The following is a 24,850-nucleotide window of genomic DNA, read 5'->3' as shown; positions in this document are numbered from 1 at the left end:
ATAGATGTTCATATAGGGTCGGGAAATAGGCGCCGGCACCATGATCTCAATACTAGGCGCCGTATTCAATGCGCCAGCGAGCGCAACAACTAGAGACGGCATGGGCACGCTTCGGATCACCGCGAATTTCGTCCTGATCATCGTTGGATTGGTGCTGTGCCTAGGCGGCCTGCTGACGATGCAGTTGGAATTTAAGCCGTTTCTCGCCTCCGAGAGCCCCGTGGAATGGCGCGTACAAGAGATCGCCGCCGGGCGGATCGACTACGGTCTGTCGACGTCGTCGCGCGAGCTGGCGCTGGCGGATTGCCGTCGGGCGACCTTGTCACTGGAGGTGCGCCTCCAACCCTCAGCCATTCGCAGCTCCGTCTATAGCAACTGCCTAGCGCTGAGCGACAGCTTTGCGGCCATCCAGCCGACCCTGTCGATTGCGTGGCTGACCGGCGCTATCGCGGCGGCCCAGATGAGGGACTGGCCCGCCTTCAACTCCCGTATGCTGCGATCGCTGCGCTCGGCGCCCAACGAGCAATGGGTCGCCGAAATGCGTATTTCGCTATTTGAACAATATTACGATCAATTGACGGACGACCTTAGGGCAGGAAATAGGGCGGATATGCTTCTGCTCACCGACAACGATGCCGGTCTTCTCAAACTGGCGCGGATTTTCGTGGCATCACCAACCTCCCAGGATCGCATTGCGTCGGTGATCGCCACCCGTCCGGAGGTGACTCGCGAAAAGTTCGAACGTCGGGTGCGGTTGGTGACGGAGGAGGCGGGGCACTAGGATGAGCGCACACGATTTGTCGCCGGAGCCGTCGGCAGGTCCACGCGATCCGCGGCCGAGAGGCCGCAGGACAGGCCGGCGCTCCAGCCGAGCGCAAATGCGCATGCTGCTGGCCGTCATTGCCCTGGTGCCATTGCCCCTGGCCAGCAATCGCCCGTTTTTCTGGGGTCTGACGGCCTGCGTGATGGGCATAATCCTGCTCTTGTGGGTGATTTCCAACCTCATCAAAGTGCGACATCCCGCCGTGCCGCTCAGCCAGATGGGCGTGCAGGTCGTGCTTTTTTGCGTCTTTATGCTGTTCCTGATCGTCCAGATCCTGCCCATCGGACCCATGCTGGGAGGCTTGGCGAGTGCCGGTCTCGAAGGGCTGGACCTGGTGCCGCGCACCATATCGCTGGCGCCTGGCGAAACCATATTGATGCTGCTCCGTCAGCTCACTTATGCGGTGTTCTATTTCCTGATGGTGCAGGTGGGCGCCAGCGACAGCCAGCGCGGGCGGGTGCTGGATGTCATGCTCGTCATCATCACAATTTATGCGCTGATCGGCCTGATGTCGCTGCGCATGGGCGATACCATACTCGGCTTTCAGAAATGGGCCTATCTGGGGTCGGCGACGGGGACGTTTGTCAATCGAAATTCATTTGCGACCTTTCTGGCTTTCGGCGCCGTGCTGGCCTTGACCCAGCTGATCGACATCGTCCGATATTGGGTGGAGCAGGGAGAGGACAGGGAGCCGTTTCGGCGGGTCATGCCGGCCTGGCTTCTCTATGGAGCGGCGCTGCTCCTGATCCTCGCTGCCATCGTGTCCACGCAGTCCAGAATGGGCTTTGTCGCCAGTGTGGCCGGCGCATTGACGGTGATCGGCCTGGCCATCGGCGTCAGCCTGCGGTTTGCGCGATGGGCCATCATCCTGCTTTTGCTAGGCACATTCGCCGTTGTTGGCATGTTGATCTTTTATGGCGACGGGCTGCTGGATCGTGTCGGATCGCTGGAACGGTCCCTGGAAGTGCGCCTCGGGCTTTATGAACAGGTGCTTCAGCTCATCGCCCAGCGGCCGCTTACTGGCTTTGGCGGTGGCGCCTTCGCCCATGCCTTTCCCCTGGTGCACGAATTGCCGGTCAGCGGCGACGCTCTCTGGGACAAGGCGCACAACACCTATCTGTCGCTGTGGGTCGAACTGGGCCTTGTTGCCGGCTCCATTCCGCTGGTGTTGATTGCCATCATGGCCGTGCGCCTGCTGACCTCGCTGTTCAAAAGCCGTCGGGCTTGGCGCTCAAAGACGGTGGCGCTCGGAGTGATTGTGGTCGGCGCCGTACATTCCATCTTTGATTTCAGCCTTGAGATACAGGCGAATACTATTGTTTTTCTTGCGCTAATCGCTTTGGGCTTTGCGGCCGCCGTCAAGCTCGAGCGTACGAAAAGCTAAGGTTTAGAAGCTATTTCCAAGTATATTCAGGGCGGAACATTGTTCGGAGGAGCGGGCCAGCGACGATCCTCCCCGCCTGATGTGACGCCGAAAATCGCAATATCCACAGAATATCCGCAAACTCGCCTCGGTTTTGTTGCCAATCATGGCTAGGTTGCGCAGGAATTTTGACTGATGTGATCAGGCACACAATGTTCGCAATAATTGCAGCTGCCGCTTCTGGCATCGTGGTTGGGCTCAGACCAACTCCGCTGATATGGATGCTGGGAGGGATTATTGTCTTTGTGATTTGCGCCGCACAGGCCGTGTGGGGCTGGACCTGGGCATCAACCGCTGAAGGCCTGGCCGGCCTGATCGCGTTCAATGTGATCGCACTTGCAGTAGCGGCTCATGGGCGGGCCAGAACCTCGTCGACAACGGCGGATCGGAAGTCCAGGGCGAAGGCCACAGCGCCCCTCGAAGTCACTGTTGCCGAATGCGATCACCACGAGCCTGTTCACGATTTCGACAAATCGCGGCGCTAGGATGATGTGGCTGTGTGCGGTGCAAGCGACCGGCCGGCCGTAGTGAGCTTGTTCGGCTCTATGCCCAGTAAAGGTCATCGGAGAGCGCTCCGCCATTGACGTGGCGCTCCAGCACCTTGAGCCGGATCAGTTGGGAATTGCGGAAATCGGCGTCGACGAACCCCATCGCCTCCATGCCATCTTTGAGCCTCGCAATGGACTGGGCCAGCGTCACGCGCGGCTGATGCTTCGGGGCAAGCGCGGCGTAAAGCCCAAAATCGACCTTATATGAGCGACTGTCCGCCGGCGCATCGGTATTGATGTTGACCTCGGTGCCGGGGACTGCGGCGGCAACGGCATGGGCCAGGTCGCGCACCTGATAATTCCGGTCATCTGAACCAGCATTGATCACCAGGTTGCGGCCGCCAATATCGGGCCGGCGATGGATCGCCCAGTCGATGGCGAGGGCCATGTCCGCCACGTCGATCAGCGGCCGCCACGGCGTGCCGTCGCTGAGCACGGTGATGCGTTTCTCGCTCAGGGCGCAGGCAACGAAATCGTTGAGCACGAGGTCAAGGCGAAGTCTATCGGACATGCCGCAGGCGGTGGCGAAGCGAAGACTGGTGACAACCATGTTGCCGTCGAGCTTTGCCAGCTCAATTTCGGTGCCGACCTTGGACTTGGCATAGGCTGTCACCGGATTGAGCGGATCGCCTTCCTTGCGGGCCGGCCCGACTGCGACTCCATAGACCGAACAGCTCGACGCGAACACGAAATTGCGCACCCCGGCCCTGGCTGCGGCTTCGGCGATGCCGACCGAGGCCTTCTGATTGATCGCCTCGGTCACTGCCGCATAGCGATTGCCCATGGGGTCGTTGGAAATGGCGGCCAGTTCCACGACCGCGTCGTAGCCCGCGACGAGGTCCGGCGATACATTTCGGACATCGCCATAGAATTGATGGTCGAGATTGCGCTCGGGAACCTGCGAGACCCCGGTCAGGCAATGAGCGAAAAAGGCGGTGTCGAAACCGTCGATCACGTAGCCGGGATGCGCCTTGCGCAGGTGCCGTACGACGACAGGACCAACATACCCCATATTGCCGACAATCAATATCCGCATGTCTTGCTCCGTGTTTTTAAGGTTCAGCCACCTGTTTGTCGAGATTATCGCAAAAATGAAGTCCGCAAATATCTATTTGATAAAGCACAGTTGCTGTTGTTTCTCAAATGTTGGTGGCCAGTTTTTCGAGTACCAGGTCCGCAATGGGAAGAGATGCTGTCAGTCCCGGGGATTCAATGCCGAAGAGATTGACCAGGCCGGGGGCGCCGTGATCCGCCGGTCCCATGATGGAGAAATCGGCGGCTGGTTCGCCCGGTCCGGAGAGCTTGGGGCGGATGCCGGCAAAGGCGGGGCGGAGCTTGGTTGGGTCAATATCGGCCCAGATCTGCCGCGCTCCGGCGACGAATTTGGCGTGCCGGTTGGGATCGACCCGATAGTCGATTTCTGAAATCCATTCGACATCGGGCCCGAAGCGGATTTGTCCGGCCAGATCCATGGTGAGATGGGTGCCCAGCCCGCCGTGCTCGGGGATCGGGTAGATCAGGTGCTGGAAAGGGGATGCGCCAGCATAGCTGAAATACACCCCTCTGGCCAAATGAAGGGGCGGGATGGTCGCAGGGTCCAGCCCTTCGATGTTGCCGGCGAGCTGCTGCGCGCCCAGCCCACCGGCATTGACCACAAGGTCCGTAATGGCGGCGGGTTGGCTTTCGCCATTGGCATAGACGAGCCATTCGCCACCCCGTCGAACGATGCGGTCTACCTTGGTGCGGCAAACCAGTTGAGCGCCATGGGTCTCGGCGTCGGCCAGCAGCGCCAGCATATAGGCGTGGGAATCGATGATCCCGGTCGAAGGGGACAATAAAGCCTCGTGGCAAGCCAATGCCGGCTCCAGCTGGCGCACGTCCGCGCCCGTGAAGCGCGTAAGGTCCGTGACCCCGGCGGCCTGCGCACTGGCGGCGATCTCGTCCAGCTTTGCCGACTGGCTGGCATCGGCAGCAAAGATGAGTTTCCGGCAATTGCGGTGCGGCACCTCGCGCTCGATGCAATAGGCGTAGAGCCTCGACTTGCCCTCAACGCAAAGGCGCGCCTTGATCGACCCCTTGGGATAGTAGATCCCGGCGTGAATGACTTCGCTATTGCGGGCGCTGGTCCAGGTGCCGAAATCCGCTTCGCCGTCGAGGATGAACGTGTCGTGGCCGGCCATCGCCAAGGCTCGCCCGATGGCGAGGCCGATGATCCCGGCGCCAATGACGATCGCGCTCATGCCCCAACTCCGATGCTAGATTGCGGGCGGCGTTTCGGTGAGGAACGGCCAGGCGGCGTCCTTGTCGGAGATCGTCGTGACGTCGAGCGGCCAGGAAATTGCAAGTTTGGGATCGTCGTAGCGCAGACCACCTTCGGCGGTGGGCGTATAGGGCGCCGATACCAGATAGGTGACTTCCACATCATCGCTCAGCGTCATGAAGCCGTGAGCAAAACCGCGCGGCACGTAAAGCTGACGGCGGTTCTGGGCGTTCAATTCGAAGCCCTCATGTTTGAGATAGCTCGGTGAATCGGAGCGCATATCGACGATGACATCGAGGATTGCGCCGCGCACGCAGCGAATGACTTTGACCTCGGCATGGGGCTGGCGCTGAAAATGCATGCCGCGCAGCGTGCCCTTGAACGCCGACACCGACATGTTCTGCTGCACATAATTCGTTTCCATGCCGTGCGCCGCAAACTCGTCGCGGCAGAAGGTGCGGGCAAACATGCCGCGATCATCGCCGCGCGGCTGCAACTCGATCAGCCAGGCATCCTTGAGCGTGGTTTCATGAAAGATCATGCGAATACCCGTTCCTGTTCGGCGTAGAGGGCATCGACGGTGCGGCCGGGGGGAATATCGACATCGGCCCAGGTCAGCGGCGTATCCCGGGCAATGGCTTTGTTGACCCTGGCGCCGATGGCCAGCCCGATGGGCAGCAAGTTCTGGCTGCGGATCACCGAATGGTTTTCGGCGACGCCATAGCAGTGATAGCCGCCGAATTCGGTGATCTCGTCGCCAGCATTGAGATCCTGCTTGGCAATCGCGATCACGCCCACTTCCGGTCCGGCCCTGGGCGCAAGCACGGCATCATGGAGCAGGGCGGCACGGCCGATGGAGGCAGGCGCTTCGAAGTGGCAGAGATGATAGGGCGTGTAAAAGCAGTAATAGGGGCCAGCGCCGAGCTTATAGAGGTTGAGACGCTGCTGCTGAAACGGATCGTCGGTGGTGCCGATGACGAAGATGCCTGGGCCGGGGCGGGCTCCGACCACATAATCGACAATGCCGGGACCACCGGCAGCGAGATGGGCGTCGAGCGTTGCGGCAAAGGATTTTATCGTGTCGTCGAGCTGAACGAGCGGCGCGTTCGGATCGCCGCCGGAATAATCCGGGCCCAGCATGCCCCGGCGCGCCACGCGCATGCCGGTGCCGTTGGCAACCACGGCCTGTTCGAAGGAAATCTTGGTGCCGTCGGCAAAACTGGCGACCATTGCCGGCTTCTGGCCCCACTTCCTGGCGAAACCTTCCTGGGTGGTTGGATTGCGGCGTGGGTCGTGCAAGCCCTTGACGTTGCCGCAGAGCACTGGCCGGACGCCGAGGCCCGTGACAAAGCGGAAAAGGTTCATCTCCACGCCCGGCTGGTCGCCATCGGAGAAGGAATAGATAACGCCCGCCGCGTCCGCCTTGCGCTTGAGGATGGGGCCGACGGTCCCGTCGAGTTCGGCGTTCATCTGCACGACGTGCTTGCCGGCCTCGATGGCCGCCTGCACCACGTTGGCGGCGTGCTCGATGGAGCCGGTGATCTCGAAGACCAGGTCGATGCCATCGGCCCGGGCAAGGGAAACTGCGTCCTCAGTGACCAGTGGCGTGTCGGAGGCGATGGCTGCCTCGATCTCGCGCTGTTTGCCGCAGGCGACAGGCTCGCGGCCACAGGACCGGTAGGCTTCGAAAGCCGGCTCGAGCTGGCGGCTGGCAATTCCGGCCAGACGGATGCCCTTGCTGGCCGTCAGGATGTTGCGCGCCACGCCTTTCCCCATGAAGCCCGCGCCGATCAAGGCCACGCGGATGGGGCGTCCTTCTGCTTCTGCCTTGGCCAATGCGGTGTCGACAATGATCATGCCATTCTTCCAAACTGCTCGCGGGGGCCGGGCCCGATGCTTTAGTTGGACCAGAGTTTCCAGGGCGCGCCCTTTGACCATTGGCTTTCCAGCACCTGCTTGTCGCGCAGGGAATCCATGCTTTGCCAATAGCCGTCATGATGATAGGCGCGCAGCTTGTCCATTTCGACCATGCGGTCCATGGGCTGCTGTTCCCAGGTGGTCAGGTCATCGTCGATGACGCTGAACACGTCGGGCTCGCAAACGAAGAAGCCGCCATTGATCAGGCCGCCATCCGCAGCGCCCTTTTCCCGAAAACCTTCGACCTTTGTCATGCTGGGATCGAGCTTCAGCGCCCCATAGCGACCCGGCTGGGTTACCGCCGTCATGGTACACCAGCCGCCGCCCTGTTTGTGGGCTTCGCGCAGCTTGTCGATGTTTACGTCGCTGAGACCGTCGCCATAGGTCAGGCAAAAAGTGTCGTCTTCGAGATATTTGCGGGCGCGGCGGATGCGGCCGCCGGTCATGGACTCGGCGCCGGTATCGAGAATTGTGACGCGCCAGTCTTCCCCCGCCGCCTCCAGCCATTCGGTCTTGCCGCTGCTCAGGTCGATGGTGAAATTGTTCTGGCGGGCGCGGAAATTGTAGAAATAGTCGCGGATGAAATCGACCTTGTAGCCGCCCAGCACCACGAAATCCTTGAGGCCGTAATGGGCGTACATCTTCATGATATGCCACATGATCGGCATGCCGCCGATTTCGACCATGGGCTTGGGGCGGATGGAAGTCTCCTCACTCAGGCGCGTCCCGAACCCTCCGGCGAGCAACGCAACTTTCATTCCGCAAACTCCGTGAATGGACCTGCTTTGATCTTCGTTGTCTTGTGTGTTCCAAGTTATCACAAGTTAGTCTAAGTCAAATGCTCTGAATTATCACGAATTTATTGCAATCAACTTGGAGATTTATAGCGCGCCGGGCGTTGCTTCCAGGACGGGATGGAAAATCGGATCGGTAAAGCGCTGGAAATTGGCGTCAGGGCCGGTCCCGCGTAGAAGCAGGCCGGTCCCGGCGCGCCGGGCAATCGCGCCGTCGCGGTCGAGGCGATCGCCGATCATGATGGCTTCGGCAGGATGCCGTCCTGCGCGGTCGAGCAAGGTCAGCAGGCCCTTGGCGTGGGGCTTCTGTACGCCGATCTCCGGATCGACCGCCGATAGCACGAGGTCGGCAGACAGGCCCAGCGCGGTGAGCTTGTCGACGGCGCGATGGTCCGACAGCACGCCAATCTGGATGCCTCGCTGGCGCAATGCCAGGAACAGTTCTTGCGCGCCGGGCACGCGATAGCGCTTGAGATAGGGCAGGGGGCGGCGGTCGAACCAATCGCTGAGGGCAATGCGGATCGCTGCCTCGCTGCGCCCCATGGATGCGGCGACGTCGGCGACCAGCACGGCTTCAAAATCTGCTGTTTCTTTCTCGGCCAGTTCTTCGCGGCGCCGACGCAGGGTTGAAATCAGGCGAAACAGTTTCGGATCCAGCGTGGCAATCGCCTGCCAGCCGACCATGGCGGCCATATGCAGGCGCATCGGCGCGAGATCATAGAGCGTTCCGTCGATGTCGAAGACGACGATCCGACAATCGTCCCAGCGTGCAATCCCGTCCATCGGCCTATCCCGGCAACAGCGTGTCGATAAACGCCACTGAGGCCCGCAAGGTTTCGAGGTTGTGGATCAGGGCGAAGACGATGAGGGCGATGGTGAGGATGCGCGCCGGATTGCGCGCCGGCGTCAGGAAGAGCAGGCCCACGATCGATAGAACATAGGGGAGCGTGTGCGGCACATAGAGGAAGATGAGATAGCCGAAGACCAAGTGCAGCACGATCATGAAGAGCAGGGAGAGCGACGCGGCAATGGCCAGACGCCGCGCTGGGGCATCATCGCGGGATGGATCGCGAAACTGGTTGAGCGCTGTCCACAATCCGCCCAGCAGGAGTGCAATCCAGAGGCCCAGGGCAATCAGGCCATACCAGGTGCCGGGGATGAAGTTGTCGGCCATCAATCTTGTGCCGTCGTGCCAGGTTTCCACCGTGCCGACAACGATTGGGCTCAGGAGCATCACAAACGGTCGCATAAACGGGTTCGAGAACCGATAGTCGAACATGAACTCGGTCTCATTCAGCAGGTGTGGCGGATAGAAAAATACCGAGGCTTCGCCGAAAATCTCGTTCTGAAGCAAGGCGATGGGCACGGCCACGGCGAGGACGCTGGCGGTGATTAAGAAGACGGATTTCAACCTGACCCATTGCTCCGGTCGGCCGCGCATCAGTTCCGAGAGGGTGCGAAGCGGGCGGTCGAGCATGCTGAAAGCAGTAGCAGTCGCGATCATGCCCGCGACCCAATTGGTGATGGTCATGCTGAAGGTCGCAAGGCTGGCAAGCGCATGGCCGAGATAACCGAGCCGCGATTGCGGCCTGCCTGATATGGCGGCATGCAGCGCAATGAGCAGGGTATTGGCGCCGAACGGAAAAGTCTCCGGTACAGAATACCAGAACAGCATTGTGCTTGAGGCGATGAACAGCAGGCAGAGCAGTGCGCGGTCCATGCTTGCCACGCCGAGGCGGGCGAGCAAAAGCCACAAAAGTAAAACGGTTATTGGTGCGTTGGCGGCGTAGACTATGTGTACGGCCAAAAGAGTATCGCCAACAATTGCTGCAACGGCTTGGGTTACAGGAAATGCAATACCGGAGAACATTGGGTGCTTGTATAATGTCCAATGATGGCGCGTAATATCAGTCATGTTTGACACAACGGATCTTGTGTCTGAATCAAACCAGATATCCTCTGACGCATCCAGCGATGTAAATGGCATATGATAGAGGTTATCTCCAATATAATACGATGCCTGGAAGCTCACGGCAGTTGCCAGCACGAGTAGGGCAGTCAGCAAAGCAATATTGAAGGTGCGGTGCATTCCGTTTCGATCCGTGGCCATGGGCTAATCCTAGGCGGCACTGCGTTTGACAATCGAGGTTATTGTATTCTGGTCGATCTGCTAGCCTCATAATTATCGACCTGATTAAAAAAATTCCATATATTCGTCTTGCACAAGTTAACTTGGAGACGGCAGGTGGTTGACTTTGTAGATGCGACGTCGACTGTCAACGATCAGGACGCTCAGCCGGCACTCCGCATAGACCTCGAGCGCGACCTGCTCCCCAATTCTCTCATTCATGAAGCAGTTCTCGCCTCCATCAGCGGACAGCCGCGCAATATCCCGCGGCTTCTACTTGGCCGATGGGAGGACTTGTCACGCGAATGCGCCATGGATTTTTCGATTTTGCCCTGGCGGCAGGAGGTGCTCGGGCAGGCGCGGGAGGCCAAGGCGCGGGGCCAGAGGATTGTGCTGGTGACGCGAGGCGATCTCGACCTGGCCCGGCGCGCCAGCGACCATCTCGGCCTGTTCGATGATGTGGTCCGTGCCGGCGGAACCGGGGAGCCTGTTGGGGCCGTACCGGTTCAGGTGTCCCGGCCAAAGCCGACTGATCGGCTCAAGGCGGCGATGCGCGCCATTCGCCCACATCAATGGGTCAAAAATGTCCTCGTCTTCGTGCCGCTGCTGGTGTCGGGCGAATATAACAATCTGTCGGCCTGGTTCTATGCCGGCCTTGCATTCATCGCCTTTTCGCTTACCGCCTCGGCCATCTATATTCTCAATGATCTCAGTGACCTGGAGGCAGACCGCCTCCATGCTCGCAAGCGGCTTCGCCCATTTGCCTCAGGCGCCTTGCCGGTTGTCTGGGGTTTCGTGATGGCGCCGGTCCTGCTCGGCGCCGGCATCGTGACGGCCCTCGTTGCGGGCGGACTGCCCTATCTGCTGCTCTATGCCGTGCTGTCCATCAGCTATTCGCTGGACCTGAAAAAGCGGACATTCTTTGACGTGTTCGCGCTGGCCGCGCTGTATACCGTAAGGCTGTTTGGTGGTGGTGAAATGTCGGGCCAGAGCCCTTCGGTCTGGCTGCTGGCATTTTCGGTATTCCTGTTTCTCGGTCTGGCGCTGATGAAGCGCATGGCGGAACTGGTGGGCACCACGGCCGACAAGTTGAAGCGCCGTGGCTACAAACAGATCGATCAACCCCTGCTCATGTCCGCAGGCATTGCCAGTTCTTTCGGTGCGGCTTTGGTGCTGGCGCTTTATCTCGACAGCGACGCTGTAGGGCTGGTCTATGTCGAGCCGGTCCGTCTCTGGCTTATTGTGCCGATGATGCTGTTCTGGCAATTGAAGCTATGGCACAAGACCTTGCATGGCCGCATGACGGATGATCCCATCGTCTTCGCCGCCAGGGACCGCGTCTCCTGGATCATCGGCGCAATGACACTGGTCTGCGTCGTCCTGGCGCGTCTTTCCTGGTAGTCGAGAGGCAATAGATCGCCATGACGTTGCGCATTTTCCTGCTGATCCTGGTCAGTGTAACGATCAGCGCCCTGGCCCAGGTTGCCCTCAAGCGCGGCATGGCCGGCCCAATCGTCCAGCGTGCCCTCGACGGTGACGACCTGATGCAGAAGCTCGTTGCCGTTAGCCTCTCGCCAATGGTCTTTCTCGGACTTGCCCTCTATGCGATGGGGGCGGTGGTCTGGCTGCTGGTGCTGGCGCGAATTGACGTCAGTCAGGCCTATCCGTTTGTGGGGATTGGGTTTCTGATCACACTGGGGTTTGGTGTCCTGGTCTTGGGCGAAGCAGTCACTCTTGCCCGGGTGATCGGCATCGTCTTCGTTGGAATTGGCATAATCTTTCTCAGCCGCAGTTGATGGAGTTCCGCTCTGGCGAAAACCGGCGTGGAAACTTTCGATAAACGAGTTTGGCGCAAATTAGGCTTACCTGGTGGAGGTAAGCCTCATGGGGCGACGTCTGGTTTTATTGTTCGCGGCGCTTTTTTCTCTTGGCCTGACTGCTTCGGTCAGCGCCGATGTCGGGCGCGCCCGCATGACCTTGCAGGGCAGCGCCAACGCGCCCCTGGGCTATCAGGTATTCTGCCTTTCCAATCCGCCGCATTGTCGCGGCGGCGGAGCCAGCGAGGTTCGTCACACGGACCAGCTCGTAACCTTGCTGCAATCGATCAATAGCCAGGTCAATCGCGCGATCAGTCCTCGCTCCGACCGCAAGGATGTCTGGTCCGTCGGGGTGAGCCAGGGCGATTGCGAGGAATATGCGCTGGCCAAGCGCCTTGCGCTCATCCGGCATGGCGTGGCCGCCAGCGCCGTGCGCATTGCCATGGCGAAGACCGGGGACGGGGAGTGGCACGCAGTGGTCGTCGTGCGAACCGATGTCGGCGACCTTGTGCTCGACAATCTGACGTCACACATCAAAAACTGGGATGAAACCGGCTTGCATTGGATTGCCATTGCCGGTGCCAATGGCCGGAACTGGCAAAAAATCCAGTAAAGGCTTTGGCAAGGCCGGCTCTTTTGGGCAGTCAGTGGAATGTTCCCCATGCACCTGCATATCAAATCGATCCGCTAATCAGCCTGCTTTTGCAATAGTAGTTACTGCTTGTGGCCGCCTGACAATTTCGATCCAGAGGCTTTCTATTCTCTGATGCCCTCTTTGCATCAAGCACGATGTCAATTTCGAAAGAATGTGACTGAACATCGTGTTTTATTATGATAAAAAATCTGCAATCAACTGATAATGATGTAGTATACATCGGTGATTGCCGGCGGGTATCAAGTCTTGACCGAACGGTCATTTGCATTGCTGCTTGTGGCAGGCGTCTGGCCGATGCCTTTGTTCCATTGGGATGCCGGCGCGAAATGAGCCGACGCCAATACTAGCGTGCTTGATGATTGCAACGCTTCACCACGCGATCGCCGCGTCGTCGGCCCTTGTGCCTGGCGGTGGAAGCGGAGGGCGGCAATGACTGACGTTGGCGACAGAGCTTTAACCTCCTCAGGCCGCAAGAAGGCGGACGTACTGATGTTCGGGCTGCGGAGCATCGGGAATGGCCAGGGCGGGGTTGAAGCCCATGTCGACAATCTGGTGCAGGAACTGGATGGATTGGGGCTTTCCATTCTTGTTGCCACGCGCTCCCGGTTCGCCAATCAGGGCGGCGGTCGCGGGAAATCGACCCTTTTCGTCCCGTTCTGGGCACCACTGGGACAGAACTGGGAGGCGGTGGTGCACAGCGTGCTGGTGAGCATCTTTGCATTGGTCCAACGGCCGCGCATTGTGCATGTCCATGCCATTGGGCCGAGCCTGGTTGTGCCGTTTCTGCGGCTGGCGGGCCTCAAGGTCGTTACCACGCATCATGGCGAGGATTACAACCGGGAGAAGTGGGGCATCATCGCCGCGGCTGCGCTACGGCTGGGCGAATGGTGCCAGGCAATGTTCGCCAATGCGCGCATATGCGTCTCGTCCAGCCTGGCAAAGCGGCTGGAAAACCGCTACGGGCGGCACTTCGAATATATTCCCAATGGCGTGCGCCCGCATTCTCCCAGCGCTCAAGCCACTGAACTCGAACGGTTCGGACTGGTGCCGGGAGAATATGTTCTCACCGTCAGCCGGCTGGTTCCGGAAAAGCGGCATCTCGATCTCATAGAAGCATTCTCGAAATTGCCACCGTCCCGGGTGCGACTTGCTTTGGTCGGCGGTTCGGATCACGCATCGTCCTATGCGGATGCCGTCTTGGCGCGCGCGCGGCAAGTTTCCAATGTGATCATGACCGGCGTGCTGACGGGGGAGGCGCTTCATCAGTTCTACAGTCATGCGGGCGTTTTCGCCTTGCCCTCGAGCCATGAAGGATTGCCCATCGCCCTTCTGGAAGCCATGTCTTTTGGGCGGAACGTGATTGCCAGCGCCATCGCGGCCAATCTCGATGTGGGCCTGCCCGCGCAGAACTATCACAAGGTCGGGGACATCGCGGATCTGAGTCGCAAGCTTGCCGAAGCTCTGGCGGATGGCGATGCAATCAAAAATGGCCGCGATTGGGCGGAATTGCTGAAAATGTTCAATTGGCCAGAGGTCGGTCGCAAAACGTTTTCTGTGTACAAAAGCGTAAATCCTTCAATTGGCACAGGGATATAACTCTTCTGATCGCAATGTTTAAAAATAGTTATTTACACTATTGAGCGTCGGTCATATTTTTATCCAGAATAATCCCATAGATAGAAATGTAGACTCGTGTTCGGTGTCGCGAAAACTGTGAGCGATGCGAGTTGTTCTTTGTTGGATCTCACGCAGGTTTCCATATCGGACGTTATTGGCGAGGCATCGTCGTGATCGTTGACGCAAGGCAGTTGGCCCAGGACGAAACCATCTCCACCGACAATTGTATCGTCGGCGGTGGCGCAGCCGGAATAGCATTGGCGATCGAACTAGCAGAGCGCGGCTTCGGCGTTGTCCTTCTCGAAGGCGGGGGATTGTTGCCCGACCCGCTGACCCAACAGCTTTATGCCGGTGAAAATCTCGGATTGGCGCGGGAACATCTGGAGGAAACCCGCAGCCGCTATCTCGGCGGCAGCACCAATTGCTGGGGGGGCTGGTGTCGACCGCTCGATGATATCGACTTCGAAGACCGCCCCTGGATACCCGATAGCGGCTGGCCGATCACCAAGTCGGTGCTGGCCCCCAGCTATGCCAAGTCCCAGCAATGGCTGCAATTGCCTGAAGTGGGCTATGGGCTTTCCGAGTGGGCCCATTCCATAGCGTCGCGCCATGCCGATCTCCTGCCGCTCGATGGCACGGGGCTCCAGAATGTGCTGAGCCAGCTCAGCCCGCCGACCCGGTTCGGCATGCAATATCGCGCGAAGCTGAACGCGCTTCCCAATCTCAAGGTCTTCCTGTTCGCCAATGCCACGCGGATCGTGACCGATGACAGCGGGGCGAACGTGGAGTCGATGGAGGTGGCGACGCTCAACAACAAGCGTTTTTCGGTACATGCAAGATATTTCACGCTGGCCTGCGGCGGCATCGAGAATGCGCGTCTTATGCTCATGTCGAACCAGATTCAGCCGGCGGGCGTGGGAAACCAGCATGATGTCGTGGGGCGATATTATATGGACCATCCCCGGGTGAAATCGCATTGGCTGCGGTTGGCCGATGCCAGGCGTTTCCGCTCCCTCTACGATGCGACGCTGCATCGCATCCACACCGGGCGCGGCAAGGTCAGTCGGGACATCGAGATTCACCTGGCCCCCACATTTGAAATGCAGCGTGCGCTTCATCTCTCCAATTCCCGCACCTACTTCGTTGCGCGCCATAGCAATGACCTGACCAAGTCGTTCCTGGCCCTTAAGGCGCTGCAACGGGCCATCTCGGGCCGCAGCCATTTCGGCTATCCGCGCTCGCGGGTGCTGCGCGATGTGCTGAGCCAGATCCCGACCCTCGTCCTGAATGCACCGACAACGGCGCTGACCGTGGCCGATGTGCGCTTCAATTCCACCCGGGCGCGGCAATATTATTCCATTGAAACGGTGTTCGAGCCGGTGCCCAATCGCGACAGCCGCATCACCCTAACTGGCAGCCGCGACGCGCTGGGACTGCCGCGCGTCGCGGTGGATTGGCGCCTGACCGAGCAGGATCACGATAATTTCACCCGGCAAACCAGGCTGGTGCTGGACGGGCTGGCGCAGGCCGGAATCATCGATCCGCTGAATGGTACGCATGAAGGCGAGGCTGCCTGGCCGGACGACATTGTGGGGTGCTGGCATCATATGGGAACGACGCGCATGAGCGCCGATCCCCGCAAGGGTGTCGTGGACGCCGATTGCCGGGTTCACGGGATGAGCAACCTCTTCATTGCCGGCAGTTCGGTTTTCCCAACCGTCGGCAGCGATTCTCCGACCATTACCCTGGTGGCGCTGGCCCTGCGCCTCGCCAACAAGATCGCCGAAGAGTTTTCCAGCGCCATGTTCCCGCCGCGCCGGGCGGCGATATGAGTTGGTGTTGCTTCAAGTAGCAATGGCAACCGTCGGAGGCGGTTTCGCTCGAAGGGACGCCGCCGCAATCCCAAAAGCAAAAACCCCCGGTTTCCCGAGGGTTTTAACGTGGTGCCGGCAGCAGGGTTCGAACCCGCGACCCCCTGATTACAAATCAGGTGCTCTACCAACTGAGCTATACCGGCATCGGGAATGGCGTTTAGCATCGGTTTGGCGGTAGCGGCAACAGCGATTGCGGTTTTGGGCCCGCTAATCGGTCTGGCCTGTGAACTATTATTCTCTGTGTGCCGCGGCGCGCGCATTGCTGACCATCTCCTGCGACGCCGGTTTGGTCCGCTTTCACATCCTTTGACCCATTGCCGCACAAATTTGCCTTAAGCCCTTGTAACCCTAGTGTTTCCGGGCTTTTCCGGCTTGAAGGCGGAGGCTGCCGGGCCGTATTTTGCGGCGCAGAGTGCCATGCGAAATGCGTGGCTCTGGTGAGGCCGGACAGACGTGACCCAGACAAGATTGACGCATTTGCAGGCGCTGGAAGCCGAGAGCATCGAAATCCTGCGCGAAGTGGCGGCGAGCTTTGAGCGGCCGGTGATGATGTATTCCATCGGCAAGGATTCGAGCGTGCTGCTGCATCTGGCGCGCAAGGCCTTCTATCCCAGCCGGATCCCGTTCCCGCTGCTGCATGTGGATACGACCTTTAAGTTTCGCGAGATGATCGCCTTCCGCGACCGCATGGCGGATGAATACGGGTTTGAGCTGATCACCCATACCAATCGAGATGGCGTGCGCGACGGCATCAATCCCTTCACCCACGGCTCGTCGCGCTATACCGACATCATGAAAACCGCGGCGCTCAGGCAGGCGCTCGATGCAGGCCGCTACGATGCGGCGATCGGCGGGGCGCGGCGCGACGAGGAAAAGAGCCGCGCCAAGGAGCGGGTGTTTTCCCATCGCAATGCCAGCCATGCCTGGGATCCAAAAAACCAGCGGCCCGAACTGTGGCGGATCTTCAATACACGGCTCAATCCGGGCGAAAGCATGCGGGTCTTCCCGATCTCCAATTGGACCGAATTGGATGTGTGGACATACATCTACGCCGAAAATATTCCCATTGTGCCGCTCTATTTCGCCCGTCCGCGCCCGGTGGTGGAGCGGTCCGGCACGCTGATCATGGTGGATGACGAGCGCCTGCCGCTCCTTCCCGGCGAGACGGTGCGCGAGGAAGTGGTGCGGTTCCGCACGCTCGGCTGCTACCCGCTGACGGGGGCCATGCGCTCCAGCGCCGCCGACCTGCCCGCGATCATCATGGAAATGCAGGCCAGCCGCACGTCTGAGCGGGAAGGGCGGCTGATCGATTCCGATTCCGTGGGGTCGATGGAGAAGAAAAAGCAGGAAGGGTATTTTTGAGCATGAATGTCGCCATTGCCCATGCAAGGCCCGATCTCGACCTGTGGCTGGCGCAGCAGACGGACAAGTCTCTGCTGCGTTTCCTGACCTGCGGATCGGTCGACGACGGCAAATCCACACTGATCGGGCGGCTGCTCTATGACAGCCAGCTCGTCCTCGACGATCAATTGGCGAGCCTCAGGCAGGAGAGCCGCAATCGCACAATAGGCGAGGAGGGGATCGATTTTTCGCTGCTGGTGGATGGGCTTTCCGCCGAGCGCGAGCAGGGCATCACCATCGACGTGGCCTATCGCTTCTTCGCCACCGGCAAGCGCAAGTTCATCGTCGCCGACACGCCCGGCCATGAGCAATATACCCGCAACATGGCAACCGGCGCGTCCAATGCCGATCTGGCTCTGGTGCTGATTGATGCGCGCAAGGGCATGTTGACGCAAACGCGCCGCCATTCCTTCATCCTGTCGCTGATCGGGGTGAAGCATGTGGTTCTGGTGGTCAACAAGATCGATCTCGTAGATTACGATGAGGCCTTGTTCGAGCGCATCGTGGCCGAATATCGCGCCTTTGCCGAGCCGCTCGGTTTCGCCAGCCTGGCCGCGGTGCCGGTCTCGGCCTTGCGCGGGGATAATATCCTCAAGCCCAGCCCCAATACGCCCTGGTTCAAGGGATCGCCGCTCGTGCCCTATCTCGAAACCATCGAGGTTGCCGAGGATCGCAGCACGAAGAAATTCCGCTTTCCGGTGCAATGGGTGAACCGGCCCGATCTCGATTTTCGCGGGTTTTCCGGCACGATATCGACCGGCGCCGTCGCGGTCGGCGACGAGGTGCTGATCGCCTCCTCGCGCAAGCCGGCCGTGATCCGGCGTATCGTCGCCATGGATGGCGATCTCGACCGGGCCATGGCCGGGCAGGCAGTGACGCTGGTGCTGGACCGGGAGGTGGATATTTCGCGCGGCGATGTGTTGGCCCATGCCGGGGAGACGCCGGACTATTCGAACCAGTTTCAGGCGCGGCTGGTCTGGATGAGTGACGAGCCCGCCTTTCAGGGGCGCTCCTATCTCCTCAAGATCGGCACGCAATTGGTGCCCGCCACCATCACCGATCTCAAATATCGCACCAATGTGAACACGCTGGAGCAGAGCGCCGCGACCAAGATCGATCTCAACGAGGTGGCGACGGTCACTATCGCCACCGACAAGCCGATTGCCTTCGATCCTTACGTCGCCAATGGCGTGACCGGCGGTTTCATCCTCATCGACCGGTTGTCCAATGCGACCCTGGGGGCAGGAACAATCGAATTCGGCCTGCGTCGGGCGCAAAACCTGACCTATCAGAATTTTGACGTGAACCGGGAGGTCCGGGCGCGGCAGAAGGGGCAGGACGCCCGGATCGTCTGGTTCACGGGGCTTTCGGGGTCGGGCAAGTCGTCCATCGCCAATTTGCTGGAAAAGCGCCTGACCGCCGAGGGCCGCCATGCCTATATTCTGGATGGCGACAATGTCCGGCACGGGCTCAACAAGGATCTCGGTTTCACCGAGGCGGCGCGCGTGGAAAATATCCGCCGCGTTGCCGAAGTCGCCCGGCTGATGGCCGATGCCGGGCTGATCGTGCTGGTCTCGTTCATTTCGCCGTTCGAAAAGGAGCGGCGGCTGGCTCGCGAAATTGCCGGCGACGTCGACTTCAGCGAGATCTATGTCGATACGCCGCTGGAAATGTGTGAAGCCCGCGACCCCAAGGGCCTCTACAAGCGGGCCCGCGCCGGCGAGATCAAGAATTTCACCGGCATCGACTCCCCCTTCGAAGTGCCGGGCAATCCTGAACTGGTGCTGCATGGAGCCGAAGCCGAGCCGGTGGCACTAGCCGATCAGCTGCATGACTGGTTGAAATTTTAGCATTTTCCGGGCTGTTGCCGTGCCATGAATGACGGCGCTGGATTGCCCGGACGAGCCGGGCAATGACGACGAGTTGAGAGATTGTGGGCTGTCTTCAATGTTGGCGTCGCGCCCTCGAAGCCCCGTATTAGCGTCATTGCCCGGCTCGTCCGGGCAATCCACTCCTTCAGGTCATCCCCGGCTGATCTAGCGCCCGATCCGCAGCCGCAAGGCCGGCAAAGGCGTTCTGGTCGATGTCGTTCAGCGTCTTCATCATCAGGCCGCGGAAAATGGGTTCCCGCTCGTCGGCATGGGGAATGATGCGGGGCATGCCGTTGATCTTGCAGACGAGGGAAGCGTCGAGGGCGCCTTCGATTTCTGGCCGCATCAGGCCAAGGGCGCGGGCGCCGGGCCCCACGATCAGGATATGGGAGGGATCGAACATGGCCAGCATGCGCGCCAGCCCATAGCCGATGGCGCGCCCGGCGAGGTTGAAGCCGTGGGTGACGGCGCGCTCGCCCCGTTCGGCGCGCTGGATCAGGGATTCATATTGTTGCGCCGGCACTGCCGGAGCAGGGGGCGCCGTCTCGGGCACCGAATAGGCGGTGCGCAATACGCCGTAATCGGCGGCATAGGCTTCGATGCAGCCGCGCATGCCGCAGCGGCACAGGGCACCGTTGGGAATGTGGTTCATGTGGCCGAATTCGGTGGCCCCGTCCTCGCCGCGCCCCATGATCTGCCCGTGCAGGCTCAGCCCCATGGCCACGGTGGAGCCGATGAATACCGTGGCGACGCTGGCGTTCAGCAGGTCGGGGTCGAGCCAGCGGGTGCCTTCGGCAAGCAGCCGCCCTCTTTTGTGCAGGCTGACCGGCAGGCCGGTCTCGTCTTGCAGCCTGGCGGCGAAAGGGGTGCCGGCGAGGCCGGAAATGGGGGACCATTTGAGGCCACCGCCGTCGCGGTCGAGAATGCCCTGAACCGAAATGGCGACGCGGCGCAAGGCGGCTGAAGCGGTGGGGGTGCGCTCGCGCAGCAGCTCCAGCTTTTCGGCGAAGAAGACGTCGGGCCGGGTCAGCTGAAACGTGGTTGGACTGACTTCGCTTTCGATCCGGTCCACCAATATGCCCGTATAGTCGACCAGCGACAGGCGCGCGCGGTTCACATCGATTTCGAACAGGGCGACATAGGCGGCGCTGCGCTGGAAGCCGACGAGAATGGCGGGGCGGCCTCGCACCTTTGTGTCGCTGCGCGCGGCGGCGCTCATTTCCTCTACCAGGCCCTGCGCCAGAAGATCCTGCATGATGGCGGTCACGCTGGCATGGCTGAGTCCAGTGCGGGTGGCGAGGGCGGTGCGCGATTGCGGCCCGGCTGCCCGCAAGGCGGCCAGGAGCAGTCCCCGATTCTCTCTTCGGATGCTGTCACTATCGCCGACAGTTCGCGTCAAACGGACCACTCCCTCAACTTCGCGCGCACCTCAACACCGCCGGGCGCGAAATCGCAACCGCTGAATTATTTCGAGCCCTGAAATTGATGTTGACACGTCGCCGGGCACTATGCGAGTGGTTTTTTCGAGCACTAAAATAATGCTCAGGGCGCAAGTGGAGGAGGCCCGGTAGGGGATAATCTCCAGCTTGCAATCCGGGCGGCATGCAGCTGCCCATGGGAGGACAGACATGAATAAATTTGCAGCGGTCCTGCTTGCCTCGACCGTTCTTTTCGGTTCGGCTATTGCGCAGGACAAGATCACGGTCGGCGTGTCCTGGAACAATTTCCAGGAAGAGCGCTGGAAGACCGACGAAGCCGCCATCAAGGCCGTGCTCGACGCCGCCGGCGCCCAGTACATTTCCGCTGACGCCCAGTCGTCCGCGTCCAAGCAGCTGACCGACATTGAAAGTCTGATCAGCCAGGGCGCCAACGCCATCATCGTTCTGGCCCAGGACAGCGAAGCTGTCGGTCCCGCCGTCGCCGCTGCCGTCGCCGAGGGCATTCCGGTGGTCGGCTATGACCGCCTGATCGAGAACCCGGACGCCTTCTACCTGACCTTCGACAACAAGGAAGTCGGTCGCCTTCAGGCTGCCGGTGTCGCCGCCGTTGTCTCCGAGGGCAATTTCGTCTTCATCAAGGGCAATTCGGCCGATCCGAACGCCGACTTCCTCTTCGAAGGCCAGATGGAAGTGCTCAAGCCCGGTATCGATGCCGGCAACATCAAGAATGTTGGCGAAGCCTATACCGACAACTGGAACCCGGAAGTCGCGCAGGCGAACATGGAACAGTTCCTGACCGCCAATAACAACGAGATCGATGCTGTCGTTGCCTCCAATGACGGCACTGCCGGCGGCGCCATCGCTGCTCTCGCCGCCCAGGGTCTGGCCGGTTCGGTGCCGGTTTCCGGTCAGGACGGCGACCATGCCGCGCTCAACCGCATCGCGCTTGGCACCCAGACCGTGTCGGTGTGGAAGGATGCGCGCGAGCTGGGCAAGAAGGCTGCGGAAGTGGCCCTCGAACTGGCCGGCGGCAAGGCGCTCAACGAAGTTACCGGCGTCGTGCCGTTCGCCGGCGGGCCGAAGGGCGTGGAAATGAATGCCTTCTTCATCTCGCCCGTCGCCATCACCAAGGATAATCTCGACGTCGTCATCGATGCCGGTTGGGTGTCCAAGGATGTGGTCTGCCAGGGTGTTGCCGCCGGTTCGGTTCCCGCGTGTAACTAAGGTCGAAACCATATAAACTGGTTTGGAGGTGCCGCGGCGTTCGCGCTGCGGCACTTCTGTAACCGGCTCGCGCCGCGGCTCTCCGGGGCGTCGTTTCCACGGGAGATTTCGATGGCCGAACAGCATGCCATGACGACCCCCGCGCATCCCAGCAGCTTTGCGCAAAGTCCCCTTCAGCGGTTCCTCACGGCAACCGAAGTCGATACACGCCTGCTCGGCATGATCGGCGCGCTCGCCATCATCTGGGTGGGTTTTAACATTTTCTCCGGCGGCCTGTTTCTGACGCCGCGCAATCTGTGGAACCTGTCGGTGCAGACGGCCTCGGTCGCCGTCATGGTCACCGGCATGGTTCTGGTCATCGTCACCCGCAATATCGACCTATCGGTCGGCTCCATTCTCGGGCTGGTCGGCATGGTGATGGGCGTGATGCAGACGCAGATCCTGCCGGTGCAACTCGGCCTCGGTCTGGGCCATCCGATGATCTGGATCCTGTCGCTGGCTGCGGGCATAGCCGTTGGCATTGGCATCGGGGCGCTGCAGGGCACGATCATCGCCTATCTCAAGGTGCCGGCCTTTATCGTGACGCTGGGCGGCTATCTGGTTTGGCGTGGAGCGGCGTGGTGGGTCACGGCCGGCCGCACCGTTGCGCCGATGGATACGACCTTCCAGCTCATGGGCGGTGGCCCCTTCGGCGCCATCGGCGCCATGTGGAGCTGGGTGGTGGGCATCATCGCCTGCGCCGCCATCGTCATTGGCCTCTATTTCGGTCGGCAGCAGCGTCGCCGCTTCAATTTCCCGCAGCGCCCGGTCTGGGCCGAAATCACGCTGGCCGTCATCGGCTGCGCTGCCGCCATCGGCGCGGTCGCAGTCGCCAATGCCTATCCATGGCCGGTGCGCATTGCGCAGAACTATGCCGGCGCCAACAATATCCCGGTGCCCGAGGGCGGACTGTTCATCTCTCATGGCATCGCCATCCCGGTGCTGATCGCCATCGGCGTAGGCGTGGCCATGACCTTCCTCACCACCCGCACCCGCTTCGGCCGCTATGTCTATGCCATGGGCGGCAATCCCGAGGCGGCGGAGCTGGCCGGCATCAATACCCGCTGGGTGACGGTCAAGATTTTCATGCTGATGGGGGCGCTCTGCGCCATCGCCGCCGCCATTTCCACGGCACGCCTCAATGCGGCGACCAATGCCCTGGGCACGCTGGATGAACTCTACGTCATCGCCGCGGCAGTCATCGGCGGCACCTCGCTGGCTGGCGGTGTCGGCACGGTTGCCGGTGCGCTGCTGGGGGCGGTGGTCATGCAATCGCTGCAATCGGGCATGGTGCTCATGGGCATCGACTCGCCGCTGCAATCGATCGTCGTCGGTATCGTTCTGGTCTTTGCGGTGTGGCTCGACACGCTTTACCGCCGGAACAAGCATTAGGAGTTCCGATCATGCTGGACACCTCTACGCCTCTGGTCGAAATGACCGACATCTCCATCTCCTTCGGCGGCATTCGCGCTGTCGATCAGGCGTCCATCAGCCTGCATCGCGGCGAGGTCGTGGCCCTGCTCGGCCATAACGGCGCGGGAAAATCCACCCTGATCAAGATCCTCTCGGGGGCCTATCGGCGCGATGCGGGCGACATCCGCATCAATGGCGAAACCGCCACGATCAACAATCCGCGCGACGCCAAGGCCTATGGCATCGAGACCATTTATCAGCAGCTCGCCGTGGCCGATAATGTCGATGCTGCGGCCAATCTCTTCCTCGGGCGCGAAATGATCACGCCTTTGGGGACGCTGGATGACGCTGCCATGGAATCCAAGGCGCGCGAAGTCATGGGGCGGCTCAATCCCAATTTCCGCCGCTTCAAGGAGCCAGTCAAAGCCCTGTCGGGCGGGCAGCGCCAATCCGTCGCCATTGCCCGCGCCATCCTCTTCAATGCCCGCATCCTGATCATGGACGAGCCGACCGCCGCCCTGGGTCCGCAGGAAACGGCGCAGGTGGGCGAGTTGATCAAGCAGCTCAAGGCCGATGGCATCGGCATTTTCCTCATCAGCCACGACATTCACGACGTCTTCGATCTCGCCGATCGCGTGGTGGTGATGAAGAACGGACAGGTCGTCGGCCAGGCGAAGACCTCGGACGTCACCAAGGACGAGGTTCTGGGCATGATCATCATGGGCAAGGTGCCGCCCGGCGCGACACCGGGGCCGGGAGCCATTGCGGGCTAGGGCGGTTTACACGCCCGGTCTGCCCGCCGCTGGCGCTCGGAGCTGATCCGAGGGCCAGCGCTCCGCATGCCCGATTGCCATTGGCCAATGCGTCGATCGCCACCGGGGCTGGACAGCCGGCCAATGGTGCTGCTCTGCTGGGCGCCATGCTTTCTGGAGAGCGTCATGGCCCGCCGCCGCTTCCACGCCTTCTATGTCTCCATTGCCATTGGCCTCGCCGTGGCCGTCGCCAGCCTGCTCGTTTTGCCCGGCTGGGCGGTGACCATTTCTGCCATTTCCTTCTTTGCCTCCTATCTGATCCAGGCGTTTCTGCGCCTCCCCAGGATGACGGCCAGCTTCCTGCGCCAGCATGCCGGGCAGGAAGACGCGCCCGTGCTCGCCATCTTCATGATCACCGCGCTCATCGTCGGAGTGTGCGTCGTGTCCCTGTTCCAGGTAATCAATTCCGGCGGCGAAGCGGGGGCTCTACAGCTTTCGCTCAGCATCGTCGCAGTTGTGCTGGGCTGGGGCGTCGTCCACATGCTGGCCACCTATCATTATGCCTATGAGTTCTACGAGGCCGAGGACGGTGGGCTCGATTTTCCTGGCAAGGCCGAGCCGGATGGGCTGGCCTTTCTCTATTTCGCCTATGTCATCGGCATGACCGCGCAGGTCGCCGATGTGGCCATCACCAAGAATGAAATGCGCAAGGTGGTGCTGATCCATTCCATCTTCTCCTTCTTCTTCAACACGGTGATCGTGGCGGCGACGGTCAATGTGGCGGTGTCGATGGGCGGCATGTGAGTTGCCGCAGGGCACTCCCCATGCCAAACCTCGGGCAGAATGAACTAAAGG

General features: G+C 60.7%; 21 protein-coding genes and 1 tRNA gene. 13 read left to right on the top strand and 9 right to left on the bottom strand.

The window, feature by feature from the left end:
• Nucleotides 1-100: 100 nt before the first annotated feature.
• On the top strand, nt 101-781 hold the full coding sequence (locus tag H0482_RS02620; RefSeq protein ID WP_193728453.1) for a hypothetical protein: 681 nt from the start codon (nt 101-103) through the stop codon (nt 779-781).
• A gap of 97 nt (nt 782-878) precedes the next feature.
• The gene (locus H0482_RS02615) at nt 879-2,207 is read left to right on the top strand and encodes an O-antigen ligase family protein (RefSeq protein ID WP_193728452.1); all 1,329 of its coding nucleotides are present in this window, start codon (nt 879-881) and stop codon (nt 2,205-2,207) included.
• Between the two features lie 582 nt (nt 2,208-2,789).
• Here H0482_RS02615 and H0482_RS02610 read toward each other — a convergent pair.
• The 7 genes from H0482_RS02610 to H0482_RS02580 all read right to left on the bottom strand — a co-directional run bounded on the left by H0482_RS02610 (nt 2,790) and on the right by H0482_RS02580 (nt 9,875).
• Entirely contained in the window at nt 2,790-3,830 is a 1,041-nt protein-coding gene (locus H0482_RS02610; RefSeq protein ID WP_193728451.1) for an NAD-dependent epimerase/dehydratase family protein, read from the bottom strand.
• A 103-nt stretch (nt 3,831-3,933) separates the two neighbouring features.
• A complete protein-coding gene (locus H0482_RS02605; protein WP_193728450.1) occupies nt 3,934-5,034 on the bottom strand; it encodes an NAD(P)/FAD-dependent oxidoreductase in 1,101 nt (366 codons plus the stop codon).
• Between the two features lie 15 nt (nt 5,035-5,049).
• Complete coding sequence (gene rfbC, locus H0482_RS02600) at nt 5,050-5,595, bottom strand: dTDP-4-dehydrorhamnose 3,5-epimerase (protein ID WP_193728449.1); 546 nt, start codon at nt 5,593-5,595, stop codon at nt 5,050-5,052.
• The gene (locus tag H0482_RS02595) at nt 5,592-6,911 is read right to left on the bottom strand and encodes an NAD(P)H-dependent oxidoreductase (protein WP_193728448.1); all 1,320 of its coding nucleotides are present in this window, start codon (nt 6,909-6,911) and stop codon (nt 5,592-5,594) included. The genes rfbC and H0482_RS02595 overlap by 4 nt, the downstream gene beginning before the upstream one ends.
• Before the next feature lie 41 nt (nt 6,912-6,952).
• Nucleotides 6,953-7,729 carry a glucose-1-phosphate cytidylyltransferase gene (rfbF, locus tag H0482_RS02590; RefSeq protein ID WP_193728447.1) on the bottom strand — a complete coding sequence of 259 codons (777 nt, stop codon included), beginning with the start codon at nt 7,727-7,729 and terminating at the stop codon, nt 6,953-6,955.
• Nucleotides 7,730-7,852: 123 nt separating this feature from the next.
• Nucleotides 7,853-8,548, bottom strand: coding sequence for an HAD family hydrolase (locus H0482_RS02585; protein ID WP_193728446.1), 696 nt, complete (start codon nt 8,546-8,548; stop codon nt 7,853-7,855).
• Nucleotides 8,549-8,552: 4 nt separating this feature from the next.
• Nucleotides 8,553-9,875 carry a hypothetical protein gene (locus H0482_RS02580; RefSeq protein ID WP_193728445.1) on the bottom strand — a complete coding sequence of 441 codons (1,323 nt, stop codon included), beginning with the start codon at nt 9,873-9,875 and terminating at the stop codon, nt 8,553-8,555.
• A 330-nt stretch (nt 9,876-10,205) separates the two neighbouring features.
• Here H0482_RS02580 and H0482_RS02575 point away from each other — a divergent pair, with 330 nt between their 5' ends.
• From H0482_RS02575 to H0482_RS16850, 5 genes are all read left to right on the top strand, one after another.
• Nucleotides 10,206-11,294, top strand: a complete 1,089-nt coding sequence (locus H0482_RS02575; protein WP_193728444.1) for a UbiA family prenyltransferase — start codon at nt 10,206-10,208, stop codon at nt 11,292-11,294.
• Between the two features lie 20 nt (nt 11,295-11,314).
• Nucleotides 11,315-11,689, top strand: coding sequence for an EamA family transporter (locus tag H0482_RS02570; RefSeq protein ID WP_193728443.1), 375 nt, complete (start codon nt 11,315-11,317; stop codon nt 11,687-11,689).
• 88 nt (nt 11,690-11,777) lie between these two features.
• Complete coding sequence (locus H0482_RS02565) at nt 11,778-12,323, top strand: transglutaminase-like cysteine peptidase (protein ID WP_193728442.1); 546 nt, start codon at nt 11,778-11,780, stop codon at nt 12,321-12,323.
• A gap of 471 nt (nt 12,324-12,794) precedes the next feature.
• Nucleotides 12,795-13,961 carry a glycosyltransferase family 4 protein gene (locus H0482_RS02560; protein ID WP_193728441.1) on the top strand — a complete coding sequence of 389 codons (1,167 nt, stop codon included), beginning with the start codon at nt 12,795-12,797 and terminating at the stop codon, nt 13,959-13,961.
• Between the two features lie 191 nt (nt 13,962-14,152).
• Nucleotides 14,153-15,814 carry a GMC oxidoreductase gene (locus H0482_RS16850; RefSeq protein ID WP_193728440.1) on the top strand — a complete coding sequence of 554 codons (1,662 nt, stop codon included), beginning with the start codon at nt 14,153-14,155 and terminating at the stop codon, nt 15,812-15,814.
• A gap of 109 nt (nt 15,815-15,923) precedes the next feature.
• Here the strand turns inward: H0482_RS16850 and H0482_RS02550 are convergent.
• A tRNA-Thr gene (locus H0482_RS02550) sits at nt 15,924-15,999 on the bottom strand.
• 310 nt (nt 16,000-16,309) lie between these two features.
• Between H0482_RS02550 and cysD the strand changes: the two genes are divergently transcribed.
• A complete protein-coding gene (gene cysD, locus H0482_RS02545) occupies nt 16,310-17,218 on the top strand; it encodes a sulfate adenylyltransferase subunit CysD (protein WP_193728439.1) in 909 nt (302 codons plus the stop codon).
• A 2-nt stretch (nt 17,219-17,220) separates the two neighbouring features.
• Nucleotides 17,221-19,107, top strand: coding sequence for a sulfate adenylyltransferase subunit CysN (cysN, locus tag H0482_RS02540; protein WP_193729067.1), 1,887 nt, complete (start codon nt 17,221-17,223; stop codon nt 19,105-19,107).
• A 166-nt stretch (nt 19,108-19,273) separates the two neighbouring features.
• On the opposite strand, the gene H0482_RS02535 is transcribed toward cysN, so the two are convergent.
• The gene (locus H0482_RS02535; RefSeq protein WP_193728438.1) at nt 19,274-20,527 is read right to left on the bottom strand and encodes an ROK family protein; all 1,254 of its coding nucleotides are present in this window, start codon (nt 20,525-20,527) and stop codon (nt 19,274-19,276) included.
• A 229-nt stretch (nt 20,528-20,756) separates the two neighbouring features.
• On the opposite strand from H0482_RS02535, the gene xylF reads away from it, so the two are divergent.
• From xylF to H0482_RS02515, 4 genes are all read left to right on the top strand, one after another.
• Nucleotides 20,757-21,791: a D-xylose ABC transporter substrate-binding protein gene (xylF, locus tag H0482_RS02530; RefSeq protein ID WP_193728437.1), complete on the top strand. Its 1,035-nt coding sequence runs from the start codon at nt 20,757-20,759 to the stop codon at nt 21,789-21,791.
• A 129-nt stretch (nt 21,792-21,920) separates the two neighbouring features.
• Nucleotides 21,921-23,222, top strand: a complete 1,302-nt coding sequence (locus H0482_RS02525) for a sugar ABC transporter permease (RefSeq protein ID WP_230989466.1) — start codon at nt 21,921-21,923, stop codon at nt 23,220-23,222.
• An 11-nt stretch (nt 23,223-23,233) separates the two neighbouring features.
• Complete coding sequence (locus H0482_RS02520; protein ID WP_193728435.1) at nt 23,234-24,016, top strand: ATP-binding cassette domain-containing protein; 783 nt, start codon at nt 23,234-23,236, stop codon at nt 24,014-24,016.
• Between the two features lie 165 nt (nt 24,017-24,181).
• Nucleotides 24,182-24,799: a DUF1345 domain-containing protein gene (locus H0482_RS02515; RefSeq protein WP_193728434.1), complete on the top strand. Its 618-nt coding sequence runs from the start codon at nt 24,182-24,184 to the stop codon at nt 24,797-24,799.
• Nucleotides 24,800-24,850: the final 51 nt, after the last annotated feature.

Source organism: Devosia faecipullorum, assembly GCF_015158295.1.
Lineage (GTDB): Bacteria > Pseudomonadota > Alphaproteobacteria > Rhizobiales > Devosiaceae > Devosia > Devosia faecipullorum.
The sequence above is the reverse complement of the archived record's forward strand: the minus strand, read 5'-3'. Positions and strand labels throughout refer to the sequence as shown.

Excerpts from the sequence above, each read along its gene's own strand:
- H0482_RS02615 (WP_193728452.1), top strand. The coding sequence starts at position 879 with ATGCGCATGCTGCTGGCCGTCATTGCCCTGGTGCCATTGCCCCTGGCC.
- H0482_RS02580 (WP_193728445.1), bottom strand. The coding sequence starts at position 9,875 with ATGGCCACGGATCGAAACGGAATGCACCGCACCTTCAATATTGCTTTG.
- H0482_RS02610 (WP_193728451.1), bottom strand. The coding sequence starts at position 3,830 with ATGCGGATATTGATTGTCGGCAATATGGGGTATGTTGGTCCTGTCGTC.
- rfbF (WP_193728447.1), bottom strand. The coding sequence starts at position 7,729 with ATGAAAGTTGCGTTGCTCGCCGGAGGGTTCGGGACGCGCCTGAGTGAG.
- H0482_RS02515 (WP_193728434.1), top strand. The coding sequence starts at position 24,182 with ATGGCCCGCCGCCGCTTCCACGCCTTCTATGTCTCCATTGCCATTGGC.
- H0482_RS02525 (WP_230989466.1), top strand. The coding sequence starts at position 21,921 with ATGACGACCCCCGCGCATCCCAGCAGCTTTGCGCAAAGTCCCCTTCAG.
- H0482_RS02520 (WP_193728435.1), top strand. The coding sequence starts at position 23,234 with ATGCTGGACACCTCTACGCCTCTGGTCGAAATGACCGACATCTCCATC.
- xylF (WP_193728437.1), top strand. The coding sequence starts at position 20,757 with ATGAATAAATTTGCAGCGGTCCTGCTTGCCTCGACCGTTCTTTTCGGT.
- H0482_RS02560 (WP_193728441.1), top strand. The coding sequence starts at position 12,795 with ATGACTGACGTTGGCGACAGAGCTTTAACCTCCTCAGGCCGCAAGAAG.
- H0482_RS02565 (WP_193728442.1), top strand. The coding sequence starts at position 11,778 with ATGGGGCGACGTCTGGTTTTATTGTTCGCGGCGCTTTTTTCTCTTGGC.
- cysN (WP_193729067.1), top strand. The coding sequence starts at position 17,221 with ATGAATGTCGCCATTGCCCATGCAAGGCCCGATCTCGACCTGTGGCTG.
- H0482_RS02595 (WP_193728448.1), bottom strand. The coding sequence starts at position 6,911 with ATGATCATTGTCGACACCGCATTGGCCAAGGCAGAAGCAGAAGGACGC.
- H0482_RS02605 (WP_193728450.1), bottom strand. The coding sequence starts at position 5,034 with ATGAGCGCGATCGTCATTGGCGCCGGGATCATCGGCCTCGCCATCGGG.
- H0482_RS02620 (WP_193728453.1), top strand. The coding sequence starts at position 101 with ATGGGCACGCTTCGGATCACCGCGAATTTCGTCCTGATCATCGTTGGA.
- rfbC (WP_193728449.1), bottom strand. The coding sequence starts at position 5,595 with ATGATCTTTCATGAAACCACGCTCAAGGATGCCTGGCTGATCGAGTTG.
- H0482_RS02575 (WP_193728444.1), top strand. The coding sequence starts at position 10,206 with ATGGATTTTTCGATTTTGCCCTGGCGGCAGGAGGTGCTCGGGCAGGCG.
- H0482_RS02585 (WP_193728446.1), bottom strand. The coding sequence starts at position 8,548 with ATGGACGGGATTGCACGCTGGGACGATTGTCGGATCGTCGTCTTCGAC.
- H0482_RS02570 (WP_193728443.1), top strand. The coding sequence starts at position 11,315 with ATGACGTTGCGCATTTTCCTGCTGATCCTGGTCAGTGTAACGATCAGC.